Raw genomic sequence first — 21,520 nt, forward strand, 5'->3', positions numbered from 1 at the left:
AGAAAAAAAAAGCCCCCTTTCAAGGGCTTGATTATGGGAATAGGCTTGAGATTGGCTTTTAAACCTGATTTTCGGCATTTTCGATGATTACGTCCGCTTCTTCGGCAAGAGGATCCTCCGGATTGTCTGCCAGGGCCTTGAAATAGCTCGCGGCCGTTTTTCCGACTTCGGTGGTGTCATAGAAGGAGTAGGCCCCGTTTCCGAGGGCGCCAATAGCCGGAATGGCACGGAGAGCTGCCCTGCCCAGGAATTTGGTTGAAACCTTGACGCCGATTTTCTTGAGGAGGGTTTCTAGAACAGCAAAAGAGACCTTTTGGACTACGATTCGGCTACCGGTGCGCACGGCAATGTCGCGGACCAGTTGGGCGGCACTGTGGCGGAACAGGCACCAGACCATGGCTTCGCGGCTCAGCTGGGCGAATTTACCGTAAGTCGCTGCGATATCGGACACCAGTTGTGCCTGAATACGCCAGATGGCGGCAATGTCGGGGATGGAGGTCAAAACGCCTGTAACGCCGGCGGGCACCGAAAGGGTGGCGCTTACTAGGGATGCCTTGACTGCTGCCTGGCGGATTAATTTCTTTATTTTTTCGTCGGAACTTTCACTTGGAGTGTACAGGGATTCTGGAATATCGGTAATCAGCTCAAACAACAGCGTGCTTAGCTTTTCCTTGAATTTTTCCATCTTTTCATCGGTGCAATCGCTCATAAGAAACTCCTTATGAGACTAATATATAATATTTAGTGATTAGTGGTTAGTAGGCAGTAGGAAGTAGACGGCAGGAATTGACACGAACGAGTCTTCCGGAGCTATACGAACCCTAGAATATAATTTTTGCGAGGCCGCCGGCAAGTCCGGGCAGGTTGTAGCGCAGAGTCTTGCCGTCTAGCCAGTAAGAAAGCGCCTGGTCTATCCATTCGCGTTCGCTGGTAATCTTGCGGATGACGATGTCGGTACCTTTGTCGGTGTCGTCGAAGTAATAGTATCCGCGGAACTTGATCGGGAAAATTTCGCCGTGCAAAAGAACGCTCACGTCGGCGGTGCCGTTGTCCGAATCAATAGAAACCGACTGGACATCGCCGAAGCGCTTGACTAGTTCGTGATTCTTGACAAAGGTTTCCACCGCCTTGTTGCGTAAATTGCCTAACAGTGACATGTGTTCCTTAGCGCGGCAAGGTGAGAATTTCGATGCCGTTCTTGGTGCGGGCCACGGTGTGTTCCCACTGGGCGCTCAAAGAACCATCTCGGGTCACAGCTGTCCAGCCGTCGCTGAGAGTTTTGGTGCCCGGGCGACCCACATTGATCATGGGCTCAATCGTGAATACGTGGCCGACTTCGATAAACTGCTTCAGAACGTTGTTGCGGAAGTGGTAAAGGGTCGGTTCTTCGTGGAATCCACGACCGATGCCGTGACCGCAGTAGTCTTCGACCACGCTGAAGCCGTGTTCGTCGGCGATGTCCTGGATGGCATTACCGATGTCATAGTAGCGAGCACCCTGTTCGCCAGCGGCGCGGATGCCTTCTTCCATGCAGAACTTGGCGGTGTCCACGAGTTCCTGGGCGAGGTTGCTCACGCGGCCGACGCAGAACATGGCGCTTGTGTCACCGTGGTAGCCCGAAAGAATCGTCGTGATGTCGATGTTCACGATGTCGCCGTCCTTCAGGATGGTATTTGCGCTCGGGATGCCGTGGCACACGACTTCGTTGATGCTGATGCAGGCGTAGCGCGGGTAACCGTGGTAGCCCATGCAAGCGGAGATACCCTTGTGCTTGCGGGTATAGTCGCCGATGAATTCGTCAATTTCGAGTGTGGAAACGCCGGGTTTGCACATTTCGCCCGCGCGGATCAGCGTTTCGGCGGCAAGGGCGCCGGCATCGCGAATCAGTTCAATTTCTTTTGCAGATTTAATCTTAATTTTAGCCATTATTATGTTGTCCTATTTCTTCCACGCGTAGCGGTCAACAAGGTAGGCGAGCAGCATCTGGTCTTCTTCGGTACCGTTTGCGAGTTCCTTCACCAGCGGAATCACGCGGCTGATACGTTCGCGAGCCTTCTGACCACCGAAGTGGTTCTTTTCCTGTTCGAGTTTCGCGCGCACGCGTTCGCTTACTTTCTTCGCGATTTCTTCGTTTGTCGGAACTTCCATCTTGATGAAGTTAATGCCGAAGTCGGCGGCGGTCTGCTTCATGTCGATTTCTTCGACCGGCGTAATCAGCGAAATGCAAAGTCCGCTGCGGCCCGCACGGGCGGTACGTCCGCTACGGTGCACATAAACTTCGTGGTCGTCGGGGTGGTCGTACACAATCACGTGGGTCACGTGGTCCACGTCGATGCCGCGGGCTGCCACGTCGGTACAAATCAAAATGCGGAGTTTCTTGTCGCGGAAGGCGTTCAAGGTCTTTTCGCGCATGTTCTGGGCGACATCGCCAGAGAGAGCGCCTACGTTGAATCCGTAGCCCGAAAGCACCTGTTCCAAGTAGCTCACATCGCTCTTCTTGTTGCAGAAAATCATGCAGCTTTCGGGATTGTAGTATTCCAGCACCTTGATGGTCATGGAATCCTTGTCCATCACGTCGCAGGGATACCAGCGGTGTTCCAGGTTGTTGGCGATTACCTTGTCGTAACTCAGCGAAAGGAATTCGGCGCTCGGACGCTGGAATTCGCGGGCGAGGCTCTTCACCGTCTGCGGAATCGTCGCGCTGAACATGGTGCAGGCGATTTGCTTAGGCAGGTAGCGGCGAATCTTCTGCATGTCGGGGTAGAAACCCATCGAGAGCATTTCGTCGGCTTCGTCCAGAATCAAGTCGCGGATGTCGAGGAAGTCCACGTTGCCGCGCTGCACATGGTCCATCAGACGGCCCGGCGTTGCGACAATGATATGTACGCCGTTCTTGAGAGCTTTGAGCTGCGGTTCGTAGCTTACACCGCCGAAAATAGCCACCGAGCGAATGCCTGTTCCGGCAGAGAGCTTTTCAATTTCGTCTTGCACCTGCAAGCAAAGTTCACGCGTCGGCACCAGAATAAGGGCCTGCGGAAACACGTGGTCGCGGACAATCACCTGCAAAAGCGGGAGCACGTAGGCGCCGGTCTTTCCCGAACCGGTCTTGGACTGCACCAGCATATCGCGGGCGGCCAGCATGTAAGGAATCGTCTTGCGCTGCACCGGCATCAAGTCGGTCCAGCCGTGCTGTGCGAGAACAGCCTTCTGTTCTTCGGGCAGCATGTCAAAAGTGTAGTCGGGGAGCTTGTGCTCGGGCTCGATAATCTTAACGGGAGTCAGGAACGGATTTACTTTTTCTTCTTTCTTTTCTTCTTTTACTTCTTCACTCATAGTGAGTGCAAATTTAGCAAAATCCTACTTAAACGGCGTCCAATGGTACTCCAAGCCGACGCTTACAAACCAGTCAACGGTGGTAGCGCCGATGGTGGTGGGCTCGGCGGCGGCATCGGGCGAGGGCTCCACATAGACGTCCTTGCCTCGGCTCGAAATGCCGGTACGCACGCTCAAACCGTAATGTTGCAGGAACACGCATTGCGTGCCGAATCCAAAGAGGGCTCCCTTGTAGGGGTCTTCGGTCTTGAATCGAGTGTTGTATTCTCTAGAGGGCTTTTTCTTGGAATCCTTGAGTTCGATATCTTCGGAGTAGAAACTGTATTGGAATCCGAGGAAGGCGAACAGGTGCAAGTCCAGCCATTTGAATGGCTCGTAGGTTCTTGCGAACATCACGTTCAGGCCAATTTCATGCTGGGCAAAATCCCAGTGATCTAGTTCCTCATAAACGGAATCTCGATTATCGGTTTTTACGGCGTGGTTAGAATAACGGTAGAATATTTCTCCGCCGATAAACCCGAACCAAATGCCGCCTGCGTATAAGGTGAAAAGCGGCGTGGAATCGTCTATAAAATTCCAAAGGCTGACGGAATCCTGGGTTACGCGATAGTTGCCGACGCGACTACGGATATGACGTCTGTACCAATTGTACGGTGTCAGCGGAACTTGTGCCTGGGCGTAACCTGCAGAAATTCCTGCCCAAGAGCGGAATGTCGGTGTTTCCTTGTAAAGATCGTCGGGCTCGGTTTCCATTTTGAGCCGTTCTTCTTTGGTCAATCTCCGCTTGGTATGGCGTCCAAAGAATGCGTTTGCGATTTCGTCGCCCTGTGCGATTTTATCTGCAGTTTTGATGACCGTTCCTGCAGCTTTGGGTTCGCTGGAGGTCTCGTCAAAAATGGCGATGGTTAAATTCGTTCCTTTGTCTGCAATATAGAGGACGATTTTGTCTTCGAGCTCCTGGAACTTCGCCATCATGGCGGGGTGGCGTGCCTTAAGGTGGTGCGCATCAAGTCCCGGCTCGATGTTGCTTGAAAGCCAGGTGGCGTAACGCATGGCGACCGTGTCGCGTTCCCATTCGCCGAACAGTCTGCACTTGGGCTCGCCAATGCCAGAGTTGTAGCGGCGTAGTGAAAGGCAGAATTCCTTCATGTCAACGGCAGGTTCTTTGTCGGGAGTCCAGATCAAGATATCAGCATTTTGCCAGAGGGTCCACTTGGAATCGAAATAAATGTCCTTGGCGTTGACCTCATTAGCGATCAGGGCGTGCAAGGCTACAACAAAAGCGAAAATGACTAGGGAAAGGTGTCTCATTTACCTGCCCCCTGGTACATATTTTTTCGAATCTGTTGTACCGTCTGTCGCATCAGTTGCTCAAGGTCTTTTAAGGTCAGCTTAAATACCAGCGGGTGCTGGATTTCGTCGACGGCGCTAAAGAGAGAACGCTGCTTTACATTGTCCCAAAGCGTATACGAAACAATGGCGCTGATGTTCTTGACATCGCGGCGATCTTCGGTTTCGTTATGGATGAGCGCGTAGTCAAAGAAGTTCTCACGCTTAAGGTCCGTGCCTACGATGACTTCGTGAATCAAGAGTATCTGCGGGGGGATGGTGCCGTCGGGTGCCTTGACGACTACGCCTTGTTCTGGCAGTTTCCCCTTCATGAAAATGCGGCTGTCAAGCTTCTGACTTTCTTCAGGTGCGTTGTCCAAAACGGAATCCGGAAGTACGAGGAGCTTTGTATAGCCTCCACGGAACTCTTTTTCCATGGCCTTGGCGCAGAATTCGGTCGCCTTAATCTGCGTACTGTCGCCGAAGCTGAGCCGGTTCGCAAACCACTTGGTGCGCGTGAGCACAAACGTCTTTTGCAGCCCCGTAACAGCAAGTTCGCCATAAGGGGCGCGGGCGTAAGCAGGGTGGCTTTGGGACCAATGGTAAGAATCGGCGCAACTCGTGAAGAGTAGCGCCGCCATTACAAACAATGTTCCCCAAAGGCGTGCCATTAGTCCTTGCGGGTTATTGTGCGCCCCATTTTTCGCGGTAGGCGTACACCTTGTCGAGGATTCCTTCGGGAGCGTTGATTTTATTGCGATTGTCTTCGCTTTCGAGGAATGTAATGATGTCGTTGATGTTCACAATGGAATGAGCTTCGATGCCGTATTCATCTTGCACGGTCTGGAGTGCAGACTTGCCGTTTTCAAGCTTTTCCTTGCGGTCTACGGAAATTAACAGGCCGACTACGTTGGCGTTTTCAATCTGCGACAGAGCCTGCATGGTTTCGTTCACACTGGTGCCTGCTGTAATCACGTCTTCGATAATGACCACGTCGGTCTTTTCGTCGTACTTATAACCTACGAGAGAACCGCCTTCGCCGTGATCCTTGACTTCTTTACGATTGTAGGTGAAAGTCAGGTTCTGGGAGTAGACGTCGCTGAGCTTCATGGCGGTAGCGGCGCACAGGGGAATGCCCTTGTAGGCCGGACCGTAAAGGTTCTGAGCCTTGCCGTCAAAGTACTTCATGAATGCGGCTGCGTAAAATTCGGCGAGCTTCGAAAGGGTGGCGCCCGTGCGGAATTCTCCCGTGTTGATGAAATACGGCGTATTACGGCCGCTCTTGGTCACGAAATCGCCGAACTTGAGTGCGCCGGCTTCAACGAGAAAATGAACAAATTGGTCTTTGTTATTCATGGTAGATTATGGTTAGTAAATAGTGGTCAAGTGCGACTTACGCTGCTCCGCAGAGAAGGCTTACGATCTTTGCGAATACATTGGTTTCTTCGGTGAGAATTTCAATGGCAATTAAGAGGATTGTCACGAACACGCATAGTCCGATATAGAAGTAGAAGGATTTCTTGATTCCCTTTATTTTCAGCTTGAAAATTGCCCAGGCGATAACGCTGAAAATGGCGCTGAAAGTCCACGCGGCAACGGCACCGAGTGAAATACCCGGAATCAGGCTGATGGCAAACGTGAGTGCGATGCCCGGAATAAAGTAGAACGCGATGCAAAGAACGCACAGAAGAGCGAAACCTACGTAATGAGCGAATCCTCTTTCGCGTTGCACAATTACTTGCGGTTGGGGAGCTGCTTGAGGAGCCGGTTCTACAGCTGGTTCTTCGGCTGTTTCCACCGGTTCTACCGGTGTTTCGACCGGAGCAGGCGTTTCAGGCGTTGCTACGACCGGAGCTTCGGCCTCGGGTTCCACATTGTTCTGGTTATTCAATTCTTCGGACATATTGTCTCCTGTAAAATTCTAGAGGATAAAGGTGCGGCCGGCGTAAACGAATACGCGGTGTTCCAACCAAAGCTTGAGGGCGGCTGACAGAGTGCGCTTTTCGATATCCTTACCGAGTTCCACGAGCTCGTCGATACTGGCTGTTTCGGGCACACGCTGAATGTCTTGGCAAATGATCGGGCCCTGGTCCAAGTCTTCGGTAGCGAAGTGGGCCGTGGCACCGATAATCTTCACACCCTTGTGCCAGGCCTGGTGGTAGGGCTTTGCTCCCTTGAAGGCCGGCAAGAAGCCGTGGTGGATGTTGATAATGCGGTACTTGAATTCTTCAGTGAATGCTTCGCTCAAAATCTGCATGTAACGGGCGAGAACCACCGTATCGGTATTGGTTTCGGCGATAATTTCGCGGAAACGGTTCTCGGGAATGCTCTTGTCCGGGTTCGACGGCACATAGTAGAACGGTACACCGAAGGTGCCGCCCACGGGGCCGAGGTCGGGGTGATTGCCTACAATGCAACTGAACTCGCAGGGGAGGTCTCCATCGCGTCTCTTGAGCAAAAGGTCGTAAAGGCAGTGGTCCGTCTTCGAGACGAAGATGGCTACGCGCTCAATTTTGGTGGTATCGAACAGTTTCCAGTTCAGATGGAGGTGGCCTTCCAGGGTCTCCAGGTGCTTGCGGACTTCTTCGATATTTTCGGATTCCGCTTCAAAAACGGCACGTAAAAAGAATGTTTCAATATCTTTTGCCGTATGTTGCTGTAAATCGACAATGTTAGCGCCGGCCTTGGCGAGCACTTGTGTTGTTCCGGCAATAAGGCCCTTTTGGTCGGGGCAATGGATCTGCAAAATGTAACGTGTAATAGCCATAGCCCAAAATTATAAAATCGCAAGGATTAAGTCTTTGCACTCCTCCCGAAAAACTAAAATATTCTAACTTTAAAACGAAAACTTTATACGAGAAGGAAAAATGAGTCGTAAAATCTCTTTCAAGTCTATGATTGCCGTTGTATTCGGTATGGCTATTGCACAGGTCGTTGCTGCTCCGCAGAAGTCCTGGGATGCTATTTACAATGCCGAAGGCGAAGGCGATTATTCCGCTGCTAAAATTGACGGCAAGATTCGTTTCGGTAAGTATACGCACTATAAGGAAGTCCAGCCGGTTTCTTTCAAGGTTGCCGACAGCCTGTTCGCTTTCTCTGTCGCCGGCAACATGACCGTTCCCGCCGATAAGATTGAAAAGGAACATTTCTACGAAAAGTGTAACGAAACCATGGAAGCCTGGATTTCGTTCTTTAACAAACCCCGCGATTTCGGTGGCGAACAGCTGGTTATCAACGTCGCCGGTGTGGACCTCGCTTGTGGCGACGAACTCTTTGCCGTGGGTGATCTGAGAATCAAGTTCACGAACCCCAAGGCCCAGGAAGCTTGGGCAAATACCCTGGAGGGTCGCGAAAAGTACAAGCGCGAAAAGGTGGTGGAATACCGCCGTGCCGAACAGGAACACCGCGCTTCTCTCCGTGACGTGTCGGGCATGGTCAAGGACCCGCGCGACGGTCAAGTGTACCGCACCATCAAGGTCGAAGGTCGTGAATGGTTTGCTCAAAACGTGAACTACAATGTGGAAGGTCACTCCTGGTGCTACGAAGATAAGGAAAACTACTGCGCTCGCGGTGGCCGCCTCTATGACTTGGAGGGCGCCCGCAAGGCATGCCCCGAAGGTTGGCATTTGCCGCGTGACCGCGAATGGATGGACCTGCTCGTTGGCCTGACACACTGCTACGACGGCGTGGACAAGTGCGAAAAGTTTGCCAACAAGATGAAGGCTACCACTGGTTGGCAGGGCGGTGGCGGTACTGACGAATACGGTTTCTCCATCTTCTCTTCGGGCTACCGTAAGATGGTGGGCAAGTCTATCGTTCGCTACGAAGACATGGGCGAATACGCCGGCTTCTGGTCTGCACAGAACGGTCGTAACGAAACCATCTGGATTTGGGCAATGGGCCGCATGAGCGACCAGATGGTCCGCCAGCTCGTGCCGAGCAAGACCAACGCCTACTCCGTCCGCTGCATCAACGGAAATTAGTAGACTGTAGGAAGTTAGAAGTAGGAAGTAAAAAACGAGAGCTTGAAAGCTCTCGTTTTTTGTTATATGCATTTGTGTTTCGTTAGACAATAAAAAGTACTAAAGCAATTAACTGCCTACCGTCTACTGTCTACTTCCTACTGCAGCGCCTTCTGCGAAGCTACATCTGCCTAATCGGGAAGAGGCCGAGCAGGTCGAGCACGTTTTCGAGCACAATCTGTGTCGCCTGAACCAGGAACAGGCGGGACTTTTCTTCGGCAGAACCGAGCACGCGGTCTTCGTGGATGAACTTGTGCGCAGCTTCCGCGATTTCCAAGGCGTACTGAGCGAGCACGCTCGGTTCGTCACCGGCCACGGCATCCAGAATCTTCTTGCCCTTCTTCGACAGGATGTTGATGAGGCTGTAGGCCGCATCGTCGCTGAGTTCGGCGAAGTTCACGTCCTTGATTGCTGCGGCGAGGTCGGCACGTTCAATGCCGGCCTTGCGCATAATGCTGCAGAGGCGCACGTGGGCATTCTGCACATACGGACCCGTATCGCCTTCGAAGCTCATCACGGCATCCCAATCGAAACGCACGTCCTTCAGGCGGCTGTTCTTGAGGTCGTTGAAGGTAAGGGCGCTAATGCCGATCTGGCGGGCGATGAGTTCCTTGTTCTCGAGGCCCGGATTCTTCTGGTCGATGAATTCAAGAATTTTCTTCTGGGCGGCTTCAATCACGTCGCGAAGCAGGCTTGCAGTCCCCGTGCGGGTCTTGCCCTTTTCCCACTTGCCGTCTACCAGCTGCAGAATCACGCCGAACGGAATGTGGTACATGTCCTTGTACCATTCGCGGCCCATCTTCTTCAAGACGTGGAACACCTGCTTGAAGTGGAGCGCCTGTCCGAGGTCCACCACGTAAAGGCACTTGTCGAAGTTGTATTCCTTCTTGCGGTAGCAAGCGGCAGCGAGGTCGCGGGTGGCGTACAAGGTAGAACCGTCGCTCTTGCGGATCAGGCAAGGGTTCAGGTCGAATTCGTCGAGCATCACCACGTCCAAATCCTGGCTCTTGACCATCAGATTCTTTTCGCGGAGTTCGTCGAGAATGGCGGGAATCTTGTCTTCGAAGAAGGATTCGCCGGTGTAGTGGTCAAAGCCCACGCCCATCATGTCGTAGATGCGCATGAGTTCCTTCAGCGTTGCGGCGCGGAAGGCGGTCCAGAGCTTGCGATAGAATTCGTCGCCCTGTTCCAGCTTGGTGAATGCGGCGCGCGCTTCGTCTTCGAGACCCGGCTCTTCCTTGCTGGCCTTGGAGAATGCGGCGTAAAGGATGTTGAGTTCCTTCACGGTGAGGCTATCGAGCGTGGCGTCGTCGGTGGGACGCTTTTCGCGCAGGTACATCACGATGAGCTTGCCGAAAGCGGTACCCCAGTCGCCCAGGTGGTTGATGCGTTCCACCTTGTAGCCAGCGGCCTTGTAGATGCGGGAAAGCGAGTTTCCAATCATCGTTGAACGCAGGTGGTGGAAGGCGAGTTCCTTACCGATGTTCGGGGAGCTGAAGTCAATGCAGACGACCTTCCCGTTCGGTGCTGCGTGACCGTATTCGAGGCCCTTGGCGGCGATTTCTTCGAGAGTCGACTTCGCGAGGAATCCGCGGTCGATGAAGAAGTTCAGGTAACCGTTCACGGCTTCGACCTTCGAAAGACCGGTCGGGAGCTTCACCTGTGCGGCGAGGTCTTCAGCGATCATCTTCGGGGCCTTGCGCATCACCTTGGCGAGCGAGAAGCACGGAATGGTGAAGTTGCCGTGCGTGGTATCAGGCGGCACGGAGATAAGCTTGAGGGCGGCTTCCTTTTCGAAGGAGCCGGTAGCGGCGAGCGCTTCTGCGATTTCTTGCTCAAACGAGTTCATCTTCACTGCTCTTCTTCTTGGAGGTATTCTTCACAAAGTCATTTTCGTCGAGTTCCACAATGTTGCCGTCGGCGTACAGACGGTCAAGGGAAATTTCGTTACGCTTTTCTTCTTCGAACAGGTGAACCATCAGGTCTAACCCCGCGTCGAACACGGCCCAGCGCACGCCTTCTTTGTATTCCACGCCCACGGAGGGGAGCTTGTTCGCCTTGAATTCCTTGCGGAGTTCGTTCAAAATTGCCTGCATCTGGGCTTCGCTTTCGCAGGTTGCCACCAAGAAGTAATCGGTGACATCCTTGATGCCGCGCAGGTCAATCAGCTGCACGTTTTGGGCGCGCAACTCAAACAAAATGCTTGCGCCCATTTGGACGGACTGGGGAAGTTCTTGATTATTCGTTGTCATCTGTTTCTCCCTGTTCGGGTTCTATAATATGTTCAAAGTCTTTTCCGATATACACGGCTGCGTCGACTACGGCGCGGCTGCTGTGCACCACCAGCACGTTGTCAGTCTTGAGGGCTTGCGCAAGTGCCTTGGCGCCTTCCCATTCGGGGTTTCTAAGCACAAGTACAGTTTCGTCGTAGTTCTGCAATCTGTCGTTTCTGGAACTCACGATGTCAAAACCGTTTTCGCGCAAGTAAGAGCGCATCTTGGCTGCAGCACCCTGCATTCCACAACTGTTCAGTACTTCAACATCTCCCTTGTAGGTGCGCTTGACTTTTACGACCGGAGTTTTATTTTCTTCTTCGCAGCCCGTAAAAAGCAATGCAGCCATCAAGGCTATTGCGGCGAAAGAAAAGCGAAATGTTTTGGTGTACATCAAGGACATTTTCTAGTTGAAATTTAGAAAAAATGTTCCTTGTTTGTCTTGCTTGTTCAAGTCGGGCGAGGCTTTCTACTATCTACAATAATACGGATTGCGCCAAGGGCATCCGCCATACAGGTAGCGGTGCGGGCCGTAAGCCTTGAAGGCGTCGCGTTCGTTCACGAACATCAGCCTGAAACTCATGTTGTCATTAGGCTTGTATTCTAGTGCAATGTCGGGGAGCACAACATCTACATTACCCTGTCGTACATCTTCTTTTGCAATGGGTGTTCCGAAACGGAAGTTGGAATATAGCGGCATCCAGAGTCCTACATTTGCATATAAATGAAGCTCCGGAGTGAATTCGTAGGCGAGGTGTGCCATGTAGCTCTGCTGGGCGAAGCTTCCGAAAGTGCCTCCCATAAAGCTCACCGAGTAGGTGTAGGCGACTTTTAAAGCTGGGTCGAAGGTTTCATGGCGTACTAGACGCTCTGGGTCAAAATGCTCTCGGTTCCAAGGAATCCCGTCGTCGGGAACAATGTAGACAGTATCGACGATTGTGTCTTTGGGATTGGCGGCTAGAGTTTTTACAATGGTTGAATCTATCTTCACGGGGTCGACCGCAAAGGATATTGTTGCCATACATGCAAGAAAAATCATCCACCGCATACTGTGAATATAGATAATTCAGAGTGATGAGGGATTCCACACTGCGCTTACAGCGCTACACGATTTCGTTTTTGGCGTTCACGTGGATAACTGTGGGTTTCCACGATTTGGCTTCGTCTTCGCTCATGGTTGCATAAGCAACAATAATCACGAGGTCGCCAGGCTGAACAAGTCGTGCTGCGGCGCCATTCAGGCAAATCACGCCAGAACCGGCAGGGCCTTCGATGACGTAAGTATCCAGGCGGTTGCCGTTGTTCACGTCAAGAACGCCCACCTTTTCGAAAGGAAGAATATTGGCGGCGTCCATCAGGTCGCGGGCAATAGTAATCGAACCCTCGTAGTTGAGGTTTGCGTCGGTTACAGTTGCGCGATGAATTTTACTTTTGAGTAATTCCAGCTGCATGATGCGCTTAGAACTTGACATTGAAGAATCCCGCCACACCCTTTTCCGGGGTCGGGAGAATGCCGTAGCTGAAGCGGTTTGCGTCCGGGTTGCTGTCCCACTGGGTGCTGAAGAATGCATCAGCAAAGGACCAAATGTGTGCGCCAGCTACAAAAATCAAACCATACCACCAAGCGGTGTTGCCGTCGACTGCAAGGTAAACTGTTGCACCGACGCTTACACCCCAAAGGGCGTCAATCCAAATAGCCTTCATGGATTCTTGCTTGTGCCACTGATACAGGGAGGGAACAAGCAGAGAGAGATATGCGTAGCTCTGATCGCCAGAGCGGTTGCGGTAAGAACGGTCAATGTCGGCATCTTCGAGACCGCCAGAACGCTGAGCGAGCCATTCTTCTTCAGAGACGCCGAGCTTTTCCCAGGGCTTCTGCAAGTATTCAGAGGGGCGAACACCCATTTCGACGAGGCTAGTCAGTTTGGCTCTAGAAACGCCTTCTTGCTTTGCCTGCTGAAATTCCCACTGGGTAAGTCCCATTTCTTCGTAATTAAAACCCTGCCATTCGTCAGCAGAAGCGGTTGCTTCGCCTACCTTGGCATTTTCTTCGGCTTCCTCGCTGCTGTTGTCGTCAGCAAAGCCGTCGTCAGTTTCTTCGGTGGATGCCCCGTAAGAATAGGAATCTTCGGAAGATTCGTCGTCAAACTGTGCGAACGCAATGGAGCCGCACAAAAGCACCGTTGTGAGAATCTTGCACCAATTCGCCATCAATTTCTTCCTTCAAAAATAATGCCGGGGGAGGGAATCGAACCCTCACACTCTCGCGAGTACCGGATTTTGAGTCCGGCGCGTCTACCAATTTCACCACCCCGGCTCGGGGTTTGTTCAAATATAGAACAATTTCGCTTTTTTTGCAGGGGGAAACCGCGAAAAAAGCGTTTTTTGTTGAAAAATTACCTTTTCAAAAGGGGTTGGAATTCAATTTTTAGGGGGGCAAGTTTGTTTGCCGCGAAATCGACCGCCTGATCCTTTGTTTCAAATCGTCCGGTTTGAACAAGGTAAAGGGTTCGTTCGCCCCTAGGCTGTTCAATTACGGTGCAGGTAATTTTTTGCTTTTTAAGGTTGGTTACGAGCAAATCGGCGTTGGCTTTTGTGCCAAAAGCTCCCAACTGCAGAGTCCAATATTCCGCTGAGGTTGCTGCAGGAACTGTTGCCGGAGCAGTAGCGACTGGGGCGGGAGGCGGTGCCGGGGTGGCTTTCTGTTCCTTGGGCTGTTCGACTACTGGTGCCGGTTCGGATGCCGCAGGCTGTGGAGCGGGGGCGGCGACCTTGGCTGGCTGCGTGGTGGGAGCAGTCTTTGCCGATTGAATGGCTTTTAGTGAGTCCGGGTTGCCTAACAGGTTGCAACGGTCGTTCAGGTCTTCCGACTTCACCTTGGCCTTTACTGCGTGGCACACTTTCTGAAGCACGACGGCCTGGTGCGGGTGCGAAGTCTCTATGGCCTGGATCAAGTCTTCGGCAGCCTTGTCGTATTTGCCAAGGTAGAGCCTGAACTGGGCGCTCGTCATCATGAGATCTGCGTAAATAGCCTTTTGCGGATTGGTTGTCTGGATGAGGCTGTCGAGGCGTTTGCCAGCAATCTTGAACGACTGGGCATTTCCCGTTTGCGAAAGGGCGAGGATATTCCACAGGTAGCATTCGGCCTTCAAGGAGTCCGGTTCCTTGGGGCATGCAACCTCGTATGCGGCAGCAGCTTCTTTCCAGTTGCCGGCAACGTATGCCTTCTGAGCATCTGCCATCGTCTGCGCAAAGGAGCTAATGCTGCAAACTGCAAGTAGAATAGTAAGTAGTTTCGTCTTCATTTCTTTTGTCATTCTGAGCGAAGGTCCCTGAGCTTGTCGAAGGGCCGAAGTCGAAGAATCTAAGGATGGATCCTTCGACTCCACTTCGTTGCGCTCAGGATGACACTTCCACCTGTTTATTGTTTACCGTCTATTAAGCTTCCTCTAATCGTCCACCCGCGAATGTCGTCCAGCTTCACCTTCACGTAGTCGCCGGGCTTTACGATGTGGCCTTCTTCCGGTTTGAACACCACCTTCTTGAAGTTGTCGGTGCGGCCACGCAGTTCCGTCTCGTCGCGCACGGAATTTTTTTCCACCAGCAGTTCTTCGGTGCGGCCCAGCATAATCTGGTTACGCTTGAGGGTAATGGCATTCTGCAGTTCCACCAGGCGCGTGTGGCGTTCGTTCTTTTCGGCCTCGGTGAGCGTCTCCGCTTCCTTGTACGATTCCGTGCCCTTGCGCGGGCTGTAGATGAACATGAAGGCGCTATCGAACTGGCACGTTTCAAAAGCCTTGAGCGTCTGCTCGAAATCCTCTTCCGTTTCGCCCACGAATCCGCAAATCACGTCCGTCGAAATCCCGTAGAACGGGTCCTTGCTTCGCAGCTGTTCGATAATCGAGAGGTACTGCTCCATGTTGTGCTGGCGGCGCATCTTCTTGAGCATCGCGTCGGAGCCGCTCTGGATAGGAATGTGCGCATAGTGGCAGACCTTCGGGTTGTTCAGCAGCACGTCGATGAGCTCGTTCGTGTAATGCCTCGGGTGCGGGCTCGTAAAGCGGATACGGCGGATGCCCCCGATTTCAGAAACCTTCGTAAGCAGGTCCGCAAAATTGCCGCCTTCCGTCTTGTAGGCGTTCACCGTCTGGCCAAGGAGCGTCACCTCGGTAATGCCCTTGTCGGCCGCCTTGCGTACTTCGGCGAGTACGTCTTCCATGTTGCGGTACTTTTCCGGCCCGCGCAGGTACGGTACGATGCAGTAGCTGCAGCGCTTGTTGCAACCGCGCTGGATGGCGACGAAGGTGGTGAAGTCGTTCTGGAGCTTCGCGTATTCGCCCAGGTAATTCTCGCTCAGGTCCTCGTCGATGAACATCTTGTGGTGCGTCAGGTGCAGCGGACTTTTGGCATCGCCCAGCAGCAACTCCGGAATTTTCTTGTATTGGTCCGGGCCTACGATGTAGCTCACGTTCGGGAGCCTCTTCAAAAGTTCCGGCCCGCGATTTTTGGCCATGCAGCCGCAAACGACCACCTTTACGTCGGGGTTCTTCTTGTTCAGGTACTTGAGCTTGCTGATGTTCGCGATGGCAGTTTCCTCGGCCTTTTCGCGCACGCTGCAGGTGTTCACGATGATAAAGTCGGCATCTTCCTGGTTGCTCGTCTCGACGCAACCGCACATGTCGAGCTCCTGGGCAATCATCGCCGAGTCGTACTCGTTCATCTGGCAGCCGTAAGTGGCCAAGTGGTATTTTTTCATGCGGGTAAATTTAGCAATTTCCTAGACTTCTAGCCCTGCCTGCGTCATGTATTTTTGCGCGAATGCGTTTGCCTCGTCGTCCTTCTGCTGGTTCTTGTTGCCGTAATAGACGTTCTTGATGAAGATGTCCTTCTTGCCGTGGAGCACGATGTGGCCGAGCTCATGGAAGAACGTGAACCAGAACGCATTGCGGTCCTTGAAACGGTCGTGCAGCTGGATGACGGGGATGTCCTTGTACCAGCGTGCCATGCCATGAATCGGTGCCGACTTGAAGTTCTGCGCGTAGAGCACCTTGATTCCGAGCTTAGCGCCCAGTTCCTGCAACTTGTGCATGCCGTCGTCAATGAAATCTTCGCCCACCTTCGGCTTGGGCAGGGCCTTCTTGCGGCGTAAATCTTCCCACGCGGCAACGTCTTTTTTGGCCAGTTCCACGAATTGCGGCATCGCCTTCTTGATGGCGGAACGCACTTTCTTGTCGTTCTGCTTTTCCATCTTGATTTCGTCGGCGAGGATTTCGCCGCGGCGCATCCACACGGAGGCCGCATACGGGTCTTCGGTTTCGGCCAGCGAGATGCGGAAGGCCACCTTCAGGCGGTTCTTGTAGTAGTAATTTTCCCACGCCTTTGGGCTAGCCACCCCGAAGAACTTGAGGATGGGCGACACACCGTCTTCTTTGTTGTTGAAGTCCTTGATCCATGTGCGCGGATTGAGTTCACCGATAGGGAAGAACTTGCGCCAACCGGCCTGGTTCTTGACGGCTTCTTTGACCTGAAGTCTCATAAGTTCTTCTTCGTACCCTTTTTGGGCGTTAAGCCAAAAACTGACCGGGATTCCGGTGGCGTAATCCAGGGAATGTGCGACTTCGATAGTTATGCTGCACTTGCCTTTCAGAATTTCGTTCACTGTTTTAGGCGTGTAGCCGATACGCGCTGCAAAATCATTGACATCGAGGCCCATTTCCTGAAGTTTTTCTTCAAGAAACGCACCCGGTGGGGTAATTCCCCAAACGATAGCATCCTTATTCTTCTGCATGTTAACCTCTGCTAATGATAATCCACGATTTCCATAATTTCGGCATTGTGCCGTTCTGCCCAGATAACAAATTCGTTCGGTTCTGCGCCTTTGATTATAAGACGATAAGGCTGGTCAAGACTACAGGCCCATTGACCCTTGCGGTTGCCCACAAGTTCGTGGAAATTTCCGGGCACAGTTTTCAGGATTTCAAAGTTCTCGGCATATTTGATTGCCTTTATTCGCAAATTGTAGCACGCCGCCCGTTTTTTACCCATACGTCGTAAGGCGAATGCTTCGTCTAGCGCGCACAACTCTAGTTCCTTGTTCCTATATTCAATTTTCACAAAACCTCCACCGTTAATCAAAAATCCTATTTTTTAATATAATAAAAACTTTTAAGAAACGCAAGGGGTACCTTATTTTTACAAAAATAGGATGGATTTTGTTGATAACGAAAGGGGGACGTATCCCCCTCGCTTCAGCCACGGCACGGCCGTGTCTTCCGCTACCCCCACGCCTAGTGGCTCCGCCCCTAAAACCCCGTTGTTCGCGAAAATATTTTTGCTATACTTAAAATATGGCTAAACTCTTTAGCAGATGTCTTGGGAAGATTGTTCTGATGACCGCAGCGGCGCTATGGGCAGGTTGCAGCGATTCCGAAAAAAACGATGATGCTGCCAAGCAGGATAATCCCAAATTGATTCATCCCTGGGACACGAAGAAATTTTTCGACGAAAAGCCCGAAGGCAATCTCCTTGAGAAAAAGGAAAAGCGGAGATTGGATTCCCTAAAGAATATCGGCAAACTGATTGACACGGGTGTAACTGCTCTTTATGGAGTTTATGTGGCGGATTCTATGGTGGTCGCCAATGCGTCTGCAAAAACTCCGCAAAATTCGAAAGGCCTTGCCGAATTTCCGGTTAGAGAAAAAATATCTGTTGCTGAAGGTAGCTCGCTTGACAAAGAATCTATTTTTAATGTCTTGGTTTCTTTCACGCCAGGATTGCGCCATATATACAGTATCAGGTATTTAAAGAAAAATCCTGATAAACATTTTGAAGGCGAAATCACCTTGAAGTTGACAATCGCTGCGGACGGCACAGTTAAAGATATCCAAATTGTGTCTTCGACTACGGGATATAAAGAATTTGATGAAAATATTCAAAAGGCTGTAAACCGCTGGAGATTCCCAAAAGTAAAATCTGGCGAGACTGTTGTGACTTTCCCGATTACGTTTCACGAAAATCCGATAGAAAAAAAGACTACTCAGTTGGAATAGGGCTTTTACCTATGCGTCAAGATTCAAAATTTTTAGTAGTGGTAGCTCTCTTTGCATGCGTCAGCCTTGTCGCCTGTGGCGATGACTCGAGCGGTTCCGGACCCGAGAATACAGAAAGCAGTGCCGTTGAAGAGTCAAGTTCGTCTATAGAAGTCTCATCAAGCAGTGTAAATGGTGATTCCGGCACAGGGGCCGGAATGACATCCTCTAACAGCGGTGACTCCGGTTCTGTGACATTCTCGGACACTACCAAAATCACCTACGCGCTCAATCCCTTCGACGGCCCGCTTTCCAACCCGCACAAGGGATTCACGGTGCCGACCGGTGGGGCGTGGACGTTTGTTCCGGAATTCGAATACGGACCTTACGGTTCCTTGAACAACAGGGCGTGGGACCTGGTCTCGTACGGTTCCGGTTACCAGCAGTGGAACAAGCTGAACCCGGCTAAGGGCGTTTACGACTGGACGGAACTGGAAAAACTTTTGAACGCACTCGCTGAGCATAATATGGGTTACGCCCTGCGAGTGTTGCCGTACACGCCTTCGTTTATCAGGAGCGATTTTCCGCCGCAAGAAGAATACGACTGGACTCCGCCCTTTGTCTACGAGATGGGCGCGAAGAAAATCCAGATTGATTTACGCGGGACGGAATACCATGCGTATGCTCCCGTCTGGGATGACCCGATTTATTTGCAAGCGGCGAAGGAGTTCGCGAAGGCTCTGGCCGAAAAATACGATGGCGATCCGCGCATAGAATACATTGACATCCGCACTTTTGGCGAATGGGGCGAATGGCATACCTCGCACATATTGGGGAGCGTGATGCCCGCCGACTCGGTGCTGAAGGATATGCTGGACTATTATGCGTCCGTTTTCAAGAAGACCCAGCTGGTGCTGCCTTCTAACGGTTTTGGCGATGTCTATACGCATGCGCTCGATCTCGGCATTACCAAGCGCGACGACGGGTTCATCGGCATTCCCGGCAGGCCCGATACCTTGCTGCGGGCTTACAATGCGAACCTCCCGACCATTGCTGAGAACATCGCCGGTTACAAGACGATGCTGGCCAATGACGACCTGATTCCCGGAGGCACCCAGAAGTGGACTGCGGAACGCTGGGTGGATGCGATTACCACGGCGCACCTGACCTACTACGTTCTGGACCAGGACAACGACTGCGGCTACTATTTCTACAAGGACAACAAGGCGCTTGCCGATTCCATGAGCAAAGTCATCGGGTATAATTTCATGGTAACGCAGGCGGAACTTTTGACCGTCGCGACGCCCACTGCGGAAAACTCCACCGACTCTGCTGCAGGTAATGTTGCGACGAACACGCTGAACATTACCGTCAAGAACACCGGCGTGGCGCCTTGCTTCTTCGATGTCTACATGGTGGCAGAGTTCGTGGACAGTACGGGTGCGTCTCTTGCACAAATCGGTGAGACCGTTCGCATTCCCAAGGGAACCTTCAAGGACGGAGCCTCGCAGCAGTTCTCGTTTAGCGGCGCGGTTCCAGCGGGCGCGGCGAATCTCGCGACGCAGCCCGGTGTTTCTGTAGCCCTTTCCCTCTATGAAAGTGAAGACGCCTTCAAGAGCGGCAAAAATCCCACCGTCCGCTTCGACAACGATGGCCTTCAGGGGAATAATAAGCTACTATTGAAGTCCCGATAACGCAAAATTTCATGTCTCTTCTGCTAGCCTTAATCTTCTTGGCGCTTTTCATAAGTGCGATTGTTCGCGGGCAGTTCTCTTACGGCAAGGCGGATTACAGTTTTCGCGAGCACCCGGTGCAGTTTGTAATCGTGCTTGTGTTCATCTTGGGCGTGTCGGCGCTTTGCTTTTACCGTTTTCTTGTGGAAATGGAATTCTTGCGGTAAAAAGATTCCTAAATTTGGCTCCGTCATGCTTCACCACAAATCCCTCATCGTGTTTGACCTGGACGGCACGTTGTTCAATACCCTCGGCGACCTTGCCGTGGCGGTGAATTTTGCACTGCACCACTTTGGCTTGCCGGAACATGACGAACAGCGGGTGCGGACTTTTATCGGGAACGGCTCCATGAAGTTGATCGAGCGGAGCATGGGGGAGGCTGCCCTTTCGGAAAACATTGCCCGCACGGGCGTTACGGTCGAGATGGTTCACAAGGTCTATTCGGATTTTTACTGGGAACACTGCACCGAGCGCACGCTTCCGAATCCGGGCGTTGTCGAATTCCTGCGTAATACGACTGCCCGCGTGGCCATGCTTACCAACAAGCCGGAGCGCCCGACATTCAAGTTGCTGGAACATTTCCACCTTCGCGACCGCTTTGAATTCGTGCTCTGCGGCGACACCACGCCCGAACGTAAGCCTAGCCCCGCGGGTCTCTTGAAAATCATGGAATCCGCGGGTGTCGCTCCTGCCGAAACCGTGATGGTGGGTGACGACCAGCCCGACATTCTGGCCGCCCGCAACGCCGGAGTCGACTGCGTTACGCTCCTCTGCGGGTTCGGAAAGCCGGTGAACTTGCTCCCGCTAAAGCCCGAAAATACGGTTGAAAGCTATGCGGAAATGTGCCAGTTGCTCTCCAAAATCTCTAGCTAGTATTTTTTCTATATTCATACCATGACTTTCAAAATCATTCCTACAGTTTTGGCAGCGGCTTTGTTTTTTTCGTCGGCTGTTTTTGCCGACGAGGCCATCCGCTTTGTTCCCGAAAAATACCCCATCGGCATGTTGAACCAAGGCGATACCAAGCATATCGTTTTGCAGGGTGCTAATATTACGGACAAAGAAATCGTTCTTGAAAATGTGTTCGGCCAGGGTAACGGCATGTCGAACTTCAAGTACCCAAACAAGATTCCTGCCAAGGGTACTGTCAAAATCGAATTTGATTTTAATTCTTCTGAAATGGAAGGCCAAATCAATCCGGTTGTCGTTCTGGTCGATACGACCGGCAAGCCTTACCTAGCCAATATGGACGGCATCGTGAAGGTTCCGTTCATCTTCGGCGAAAAGCTTTTTGACGCGGGCTACTATGCCAAGGGTGAAAAGCGCGAATGGACTTTTTATGTATGGGGCACCGACAAAAAGGAACGCCCTGACCTGACGCTTGCTTCGGAATCTTCCAAGCAATTTGCGATGAGTGCCAAGCCGGTTATGTTGAATGTCGATAAATTTGACAAGATTACAGAAGGTGGCAAGGTCCCTGGACTTAAAGTGACGCTTTCGACCAAGGGGCTTTCCCGCGAGGGCTGGGAACTCAAGCAGCAGAGCATTCGAAAGATTGTTTCTTTCAAAAGTAAAAAGTACCCGAAGGCTACCCCTGACGTGCTGATTGTGGGTTTCTGGAAGTAAAAAAACGGCTTTTTTGGAGCTTTAGCCTTGCAAAAAAGCCTACTTTTATCTAATTTTGACCCACCAAGAACCAACGGGATGTAGCTCAGCCTGGTAGAGCGCTTGAATGGGGTTCAAGAGGTCGCTGATTCGAATTCAGTCATCCCGATAAAAAACACCGCTTTTAAGGCGGTGTT

At 52.0% G+C, this 21,520-nt stretch carries 25 protein-coding genes and 2 tRNA genes; 7 read left to right on the forward strand and 20 right to left on the reverse strand.

The features are described 5' to 3' along the window. Window positions 1-58: 58 nt before the first annotated feature. From B9Y58_RS10140 to purU, 9 genes are all read right to left on the reverse strand, one after another. A complete protein-coding gene (locus B9Y58_RS10140) occupies window positions 59-709 on the reverse strand; it encodes an EcsC family protein (RefSeq protein WP_073056025.1) in 651 nt (216 codons plus the stop codon). A 112-nt stretch (window positions 710-821) separates the two neighbouring features. Continuing rightward, entirely contained in the window at window positions 822-1,157 is a 336-nt protein-coding gene (locus B9Y58_RS10145) for a hypothetical protein (RefSeq protein ID WP_073056027.1), read from the reverse strand. A gap of 7 nt (window positions 1,158-1,164) precedes the next feature. Then, complete coding sequence (map, locus tag B9Y58_RS10150; RefSeq protein ID WP_073056029.1) at window positions 1,165-1,926, reverse strand: type I methionyl aminopeptidase; 762 nt, start codon at window positions 1,924-1,926, stop codon at window positions 1,165-1,167. Window positions 1,927-1,938: 12 nt separating this feature from the next. Beyond that, window positions 1,939-3,333: a DEAD/DEAH box helicase gene (locus B9Y58_RS10155; RefSeq protein WP_073056031.1), complete on the reverse strand. Its 1,395-nt coding sequence runs from the start codon at window positions 3,331-3,333 to the stop codon at window positions 1,939-1,941. 24 nt (window positions 3,334-3,357) lie between these two features. Next, window positions 3,358-4,644 (reverse strand): hypothetical protein, encoded by a 1,287-nt coding sequence (locus tag B9Y58_RS10160; protein WP_073056033.1) that lies wholly within the window; start codon window positions 4,642-4,644, stop codon window positions 3,358-3,360. Next, entirely contained in the window at window positions 4,641-5,333 is a 693-nt protein-coding gene (locus B9Y58_RS10165) for a hypothetical protein (protein WP_073056035.1), read from the reverse strand. The genes B9Y58_RS10160 and B9Y58_RS10165 overlap by 4 nt, the downstream gene beginning before the upstream one ends. A 13-nt stretch (window positions 5,334-5,346) precedes the next feature. Beyond that, window positions 5,347-6,018: an orotate phosphoribosyltransferase gene (gene pyrE / locus B9Y58_RS10170; protein ID WP_073056037.1), complete on the reverse strand. Its 672-nt coding sequence runs from the start codon at window positions 6,016-6,018 to the stop codon at window positions 5,347-5,349. A gap of 37 nt (window positions 6,019-6,055) precedes the next feature. After that, on the reverse strand, window positions 6,056-6,565 hold the full coding sequence (locus B9Y58_RS10175) for a hypothetical protein (RefSeq protein ID WP_073056038.1): 510 nt from the start codon (window positions 6,563-6,565) through the stop codon (window positions 6,056-6,058). 18 nt (window positions 6,566-6,583) lie between these two features. Next, window positions 6,584-7,429, reverse strand: a complete 846-nt coding sequence (gene purU / locus B9Y58_RS10180; protein ID WP_073056040.1) for a formyltetrahydrofolate deformylase — start codon at window positions 7,427-7,429, stop codon at window positions 6,584-6,586. A 100-nt stretch (window positions 7,430-7,529) separates the two neighbouring features. On the opposite strand from purU, the gene B9Y58_RS10185 reads away from it, so the two are divergent. Continuing rightward, entirely contained in the window at window positions 7,530-8,645 is a 1,116-nt protein-coding gene (locus B9Y58_RS10185; RefSeq protein WP_073056042.1) for a fibrobacter succinogenes major paralogous domain-containing protein, read from the forward strand. Window positions 8,646-8,805: 160 nt separating this feature from the next. Here the strand turns inward: B9Y58_RS10185 and argS are convergent, their stop codons facing one another. From argS to B9Y58_RS10240, 11 genes are all read right to left on the reverse strand, one after another. Next, window positions 8,806-10,533, reverse strand: a complete 1,728-nt coding sequence (gene argS / locus B9Y58_RS10190) for an arginine--tRNA ligase (protein ID WP_073056044.1) — start codon at window positions 10,531-10,533, stop codon at window positions 8,806-8,808. After that, window positions 10,520-10,936, reverse strand: coding sequence for a ribosome silencing factor (gene rsfS, locus B9Y58_RS10195; RefSeq protein WP_073056046.1), 417 nt, complete (start codon window positions 10,934-10,936; stop codon window positions 10,520-10,522). The genes argS and rsfS overlap by 14 nt, the downstream gene beginning before the upstream one ends. After that, window positions 10,923-11,306 carry a LytR C-terminal domain-containing protein gene (locus tag B9Y58_RS10200; RefSeq protein ID WP_233247908.1) on the reverse strand — a complete coding sequence of 128 codons (384 nt, stop codon included), beginning with the start codon at window positions 11,304-11,306 and terminating at the stop codon, window positions 10,923-10,925. Before B9Y58_RS10200 ends, rsfS begins: the two co-directional genes overlap by 14 nt. Before the next feature lie 123 nt (window positions 11,307-11,429). Continuing rightward, window positions 11,430-12,005, reverse strand: a complete 576-nt coding sequence (locus tag B9Y58_RS10205; protein WP_073056050.1) for a hypothetical protein — start codon at window positions 12,003-12,005, stop codon at window positions 11,430-11,432. Window positions 12,006-12,060: 55 nt separating this feature from the next. Next, window positions 12,061-12,408 carry an aspartate 1-decarboxylase gene (panD, locus tag B9Y58_RS10210; protein ID WP_073056052.1) on the reverse strand — a complete coding sequence of 116 codons (348 nt, stop codon included), beginning with the start codon at window positions 12,406-12,408 and terminating at the stop codon, window positions 12,061-12,063. A gap of 7 nt (window positions 12,409-12,415) precedes the next feature. Continuing rightward, a complete protein-coding gene (locus tag B9Y58_RS10215) occupies window positions 12,416-13,168 on the reverse strand; it encodes a hypothetical protein (protein ID WP_073056053.1) in 753 nt (250 codons plus the stop codon). A 22-nt stretch (window positions 13,169-13,190) separates the two neighbouring features. Then, window positions 13,191-13,274: transfer RNA gene (locus B9Y58_RS10220), tRNA-Leu, on the reverse strand. A 79-nt stretch (window positions 13,275-13,353) separates the two neighbouring features. Then, the gene (locus B9Y58_RS10225; protein ID WP_199220968.1) at window positions 13,354-14,262 is read right to left on the reverse strand and encodes an SPOR domain-containing protein; all 909 of its coding nucleotides are present in this window, start codon (window positions 14,260-14,262) and stop codon (window positions 13,354-13,356) included. Window positions 14,263-14,378: 116 nt separating this feature from the next. Then, window positions 14,379-15,713 (reverse strand): tRNA (N6-isopentenyl adenosine(37)-C2)-methylthiotransferase MiaB, encoded by a 1,335-nt coding sequence (miaB, locus tag B9Y58_RS10230; RefSeq protein ID WP_083532285.1) that lies wholly within the window; start codon window positions 15,711-15,713, stop codon window positions 14,379-14,381. Window positions 15,714-15,734: 21 nt separating this feature from the next. Next, a complete protein-coding gene (locus tag B9Y58_RS10235) occupies window positions 15,735-16,745 on the reverse strand; it encodes an ImmA/IrrE family metallo-endopeptidase (protein WP_083532286.1) in 1,011 nt (336 codons plus the stop codon). A gap of 11 nt (window positions 16,746-16,756) precedes the next feature. Beyond that, window positions 16,757-17,071 (reverse strand): type II toxin-antitoxin system RelE/ParE family toxin, encoded by a 315-nt coding sequence (locus B9Y58_RS10240; protein ID WP_073056099.1) that lies wholly within the window; start codon window positions 17,069-17,071, stop codon window positions 16,757-16,759. Window positions 17,072-17,304: 233 nt separating this feature from the next. Here B9Y58_RS10240 and B9Y58_RS10245 point away from each other — a divergent pair, with 233 nt between their 5' ends. The 6 genes from B9Y58_RS10245 (at window position 17,305) to B9Y58_RS10270 (ending at window position 21,492) form a co-directional block, all read left to right on the forward strand. Beyond that, entirely contained in the window at window positions 17,305-18,006 is a 702-nt protein-coding gene (locus B9Y58_RS10245; RefSeq protein ID WP_073056057.1) for an AgmX/PglI C-terminal domain-containing protein, read from the forward strand. Between the two features lie 38 nt (window positions 18,007-18,044). Next, window positions 18,045-19,679: a beta-galactosidase gene (locus B9Y58_RS10250; RefSeq protein ID WP_085534920.1), complete on the forward strand. Its 1,635-nt coding sequence runs from the start codon at window positions 18,045-18,047 to the stop codon at window positions 19,677-19,679. Between the two features lie 11 nt (window positions 19,680-19,690). Next, on the forward strand, window positions 19,691-19,885 hold the full coding sequence (locus tag B9Y58_RS10255; RefSeq protein ID WP_073056062.1) for a hypothetical protein: 195 nt from the start codon (window positions 19,691-19,693) through the stop codon (window positions 19,883-19,885). Window positions 19,886-19,910: 25 nt separating this feature from the next. After that, window positions 19,911-20,591, forward strand: a complete 681-nt coding sequence (locus tag B9Y58_RS10260) for an HAD family hydrolase (protein WP_073056063.1) — start codon at window positions 19,911-19,913, stop codon at window positions 20,589-20,591. A gap of 21 nt (window positions 20,592-20,612) precedes the next feature. Further along, complete coding sequence (locus B9Y58_RS10265) at window positions 20,613-21,344, forward strand: hypothetical protein (protein WP_073056064.1); 732 nt, start codon at window positions 20,613-20,615, stop codon at window positions 21,342-21,344. Window positions 21,345-21,418: 74 nt separating this feature from the next. Next, a tRNA-Pro gene (locus B9Y58_RS10270) sits at window positions 21,419-21,492 on the forward strand. Window positions 21,493-21,520: the final 28 nt, after the last annotated feature.

Origin of the sequence: Fibrobacter sp. UWB15 (genome assembly GCF_900177705.1) — a bacterium.
Taxonomy (GTDB): domain Bacteria; phylum Fibrobacterota; class Fibrobacteria; order Fibrobacterales; family Fibrobacteraceae; genus Fibrobacter.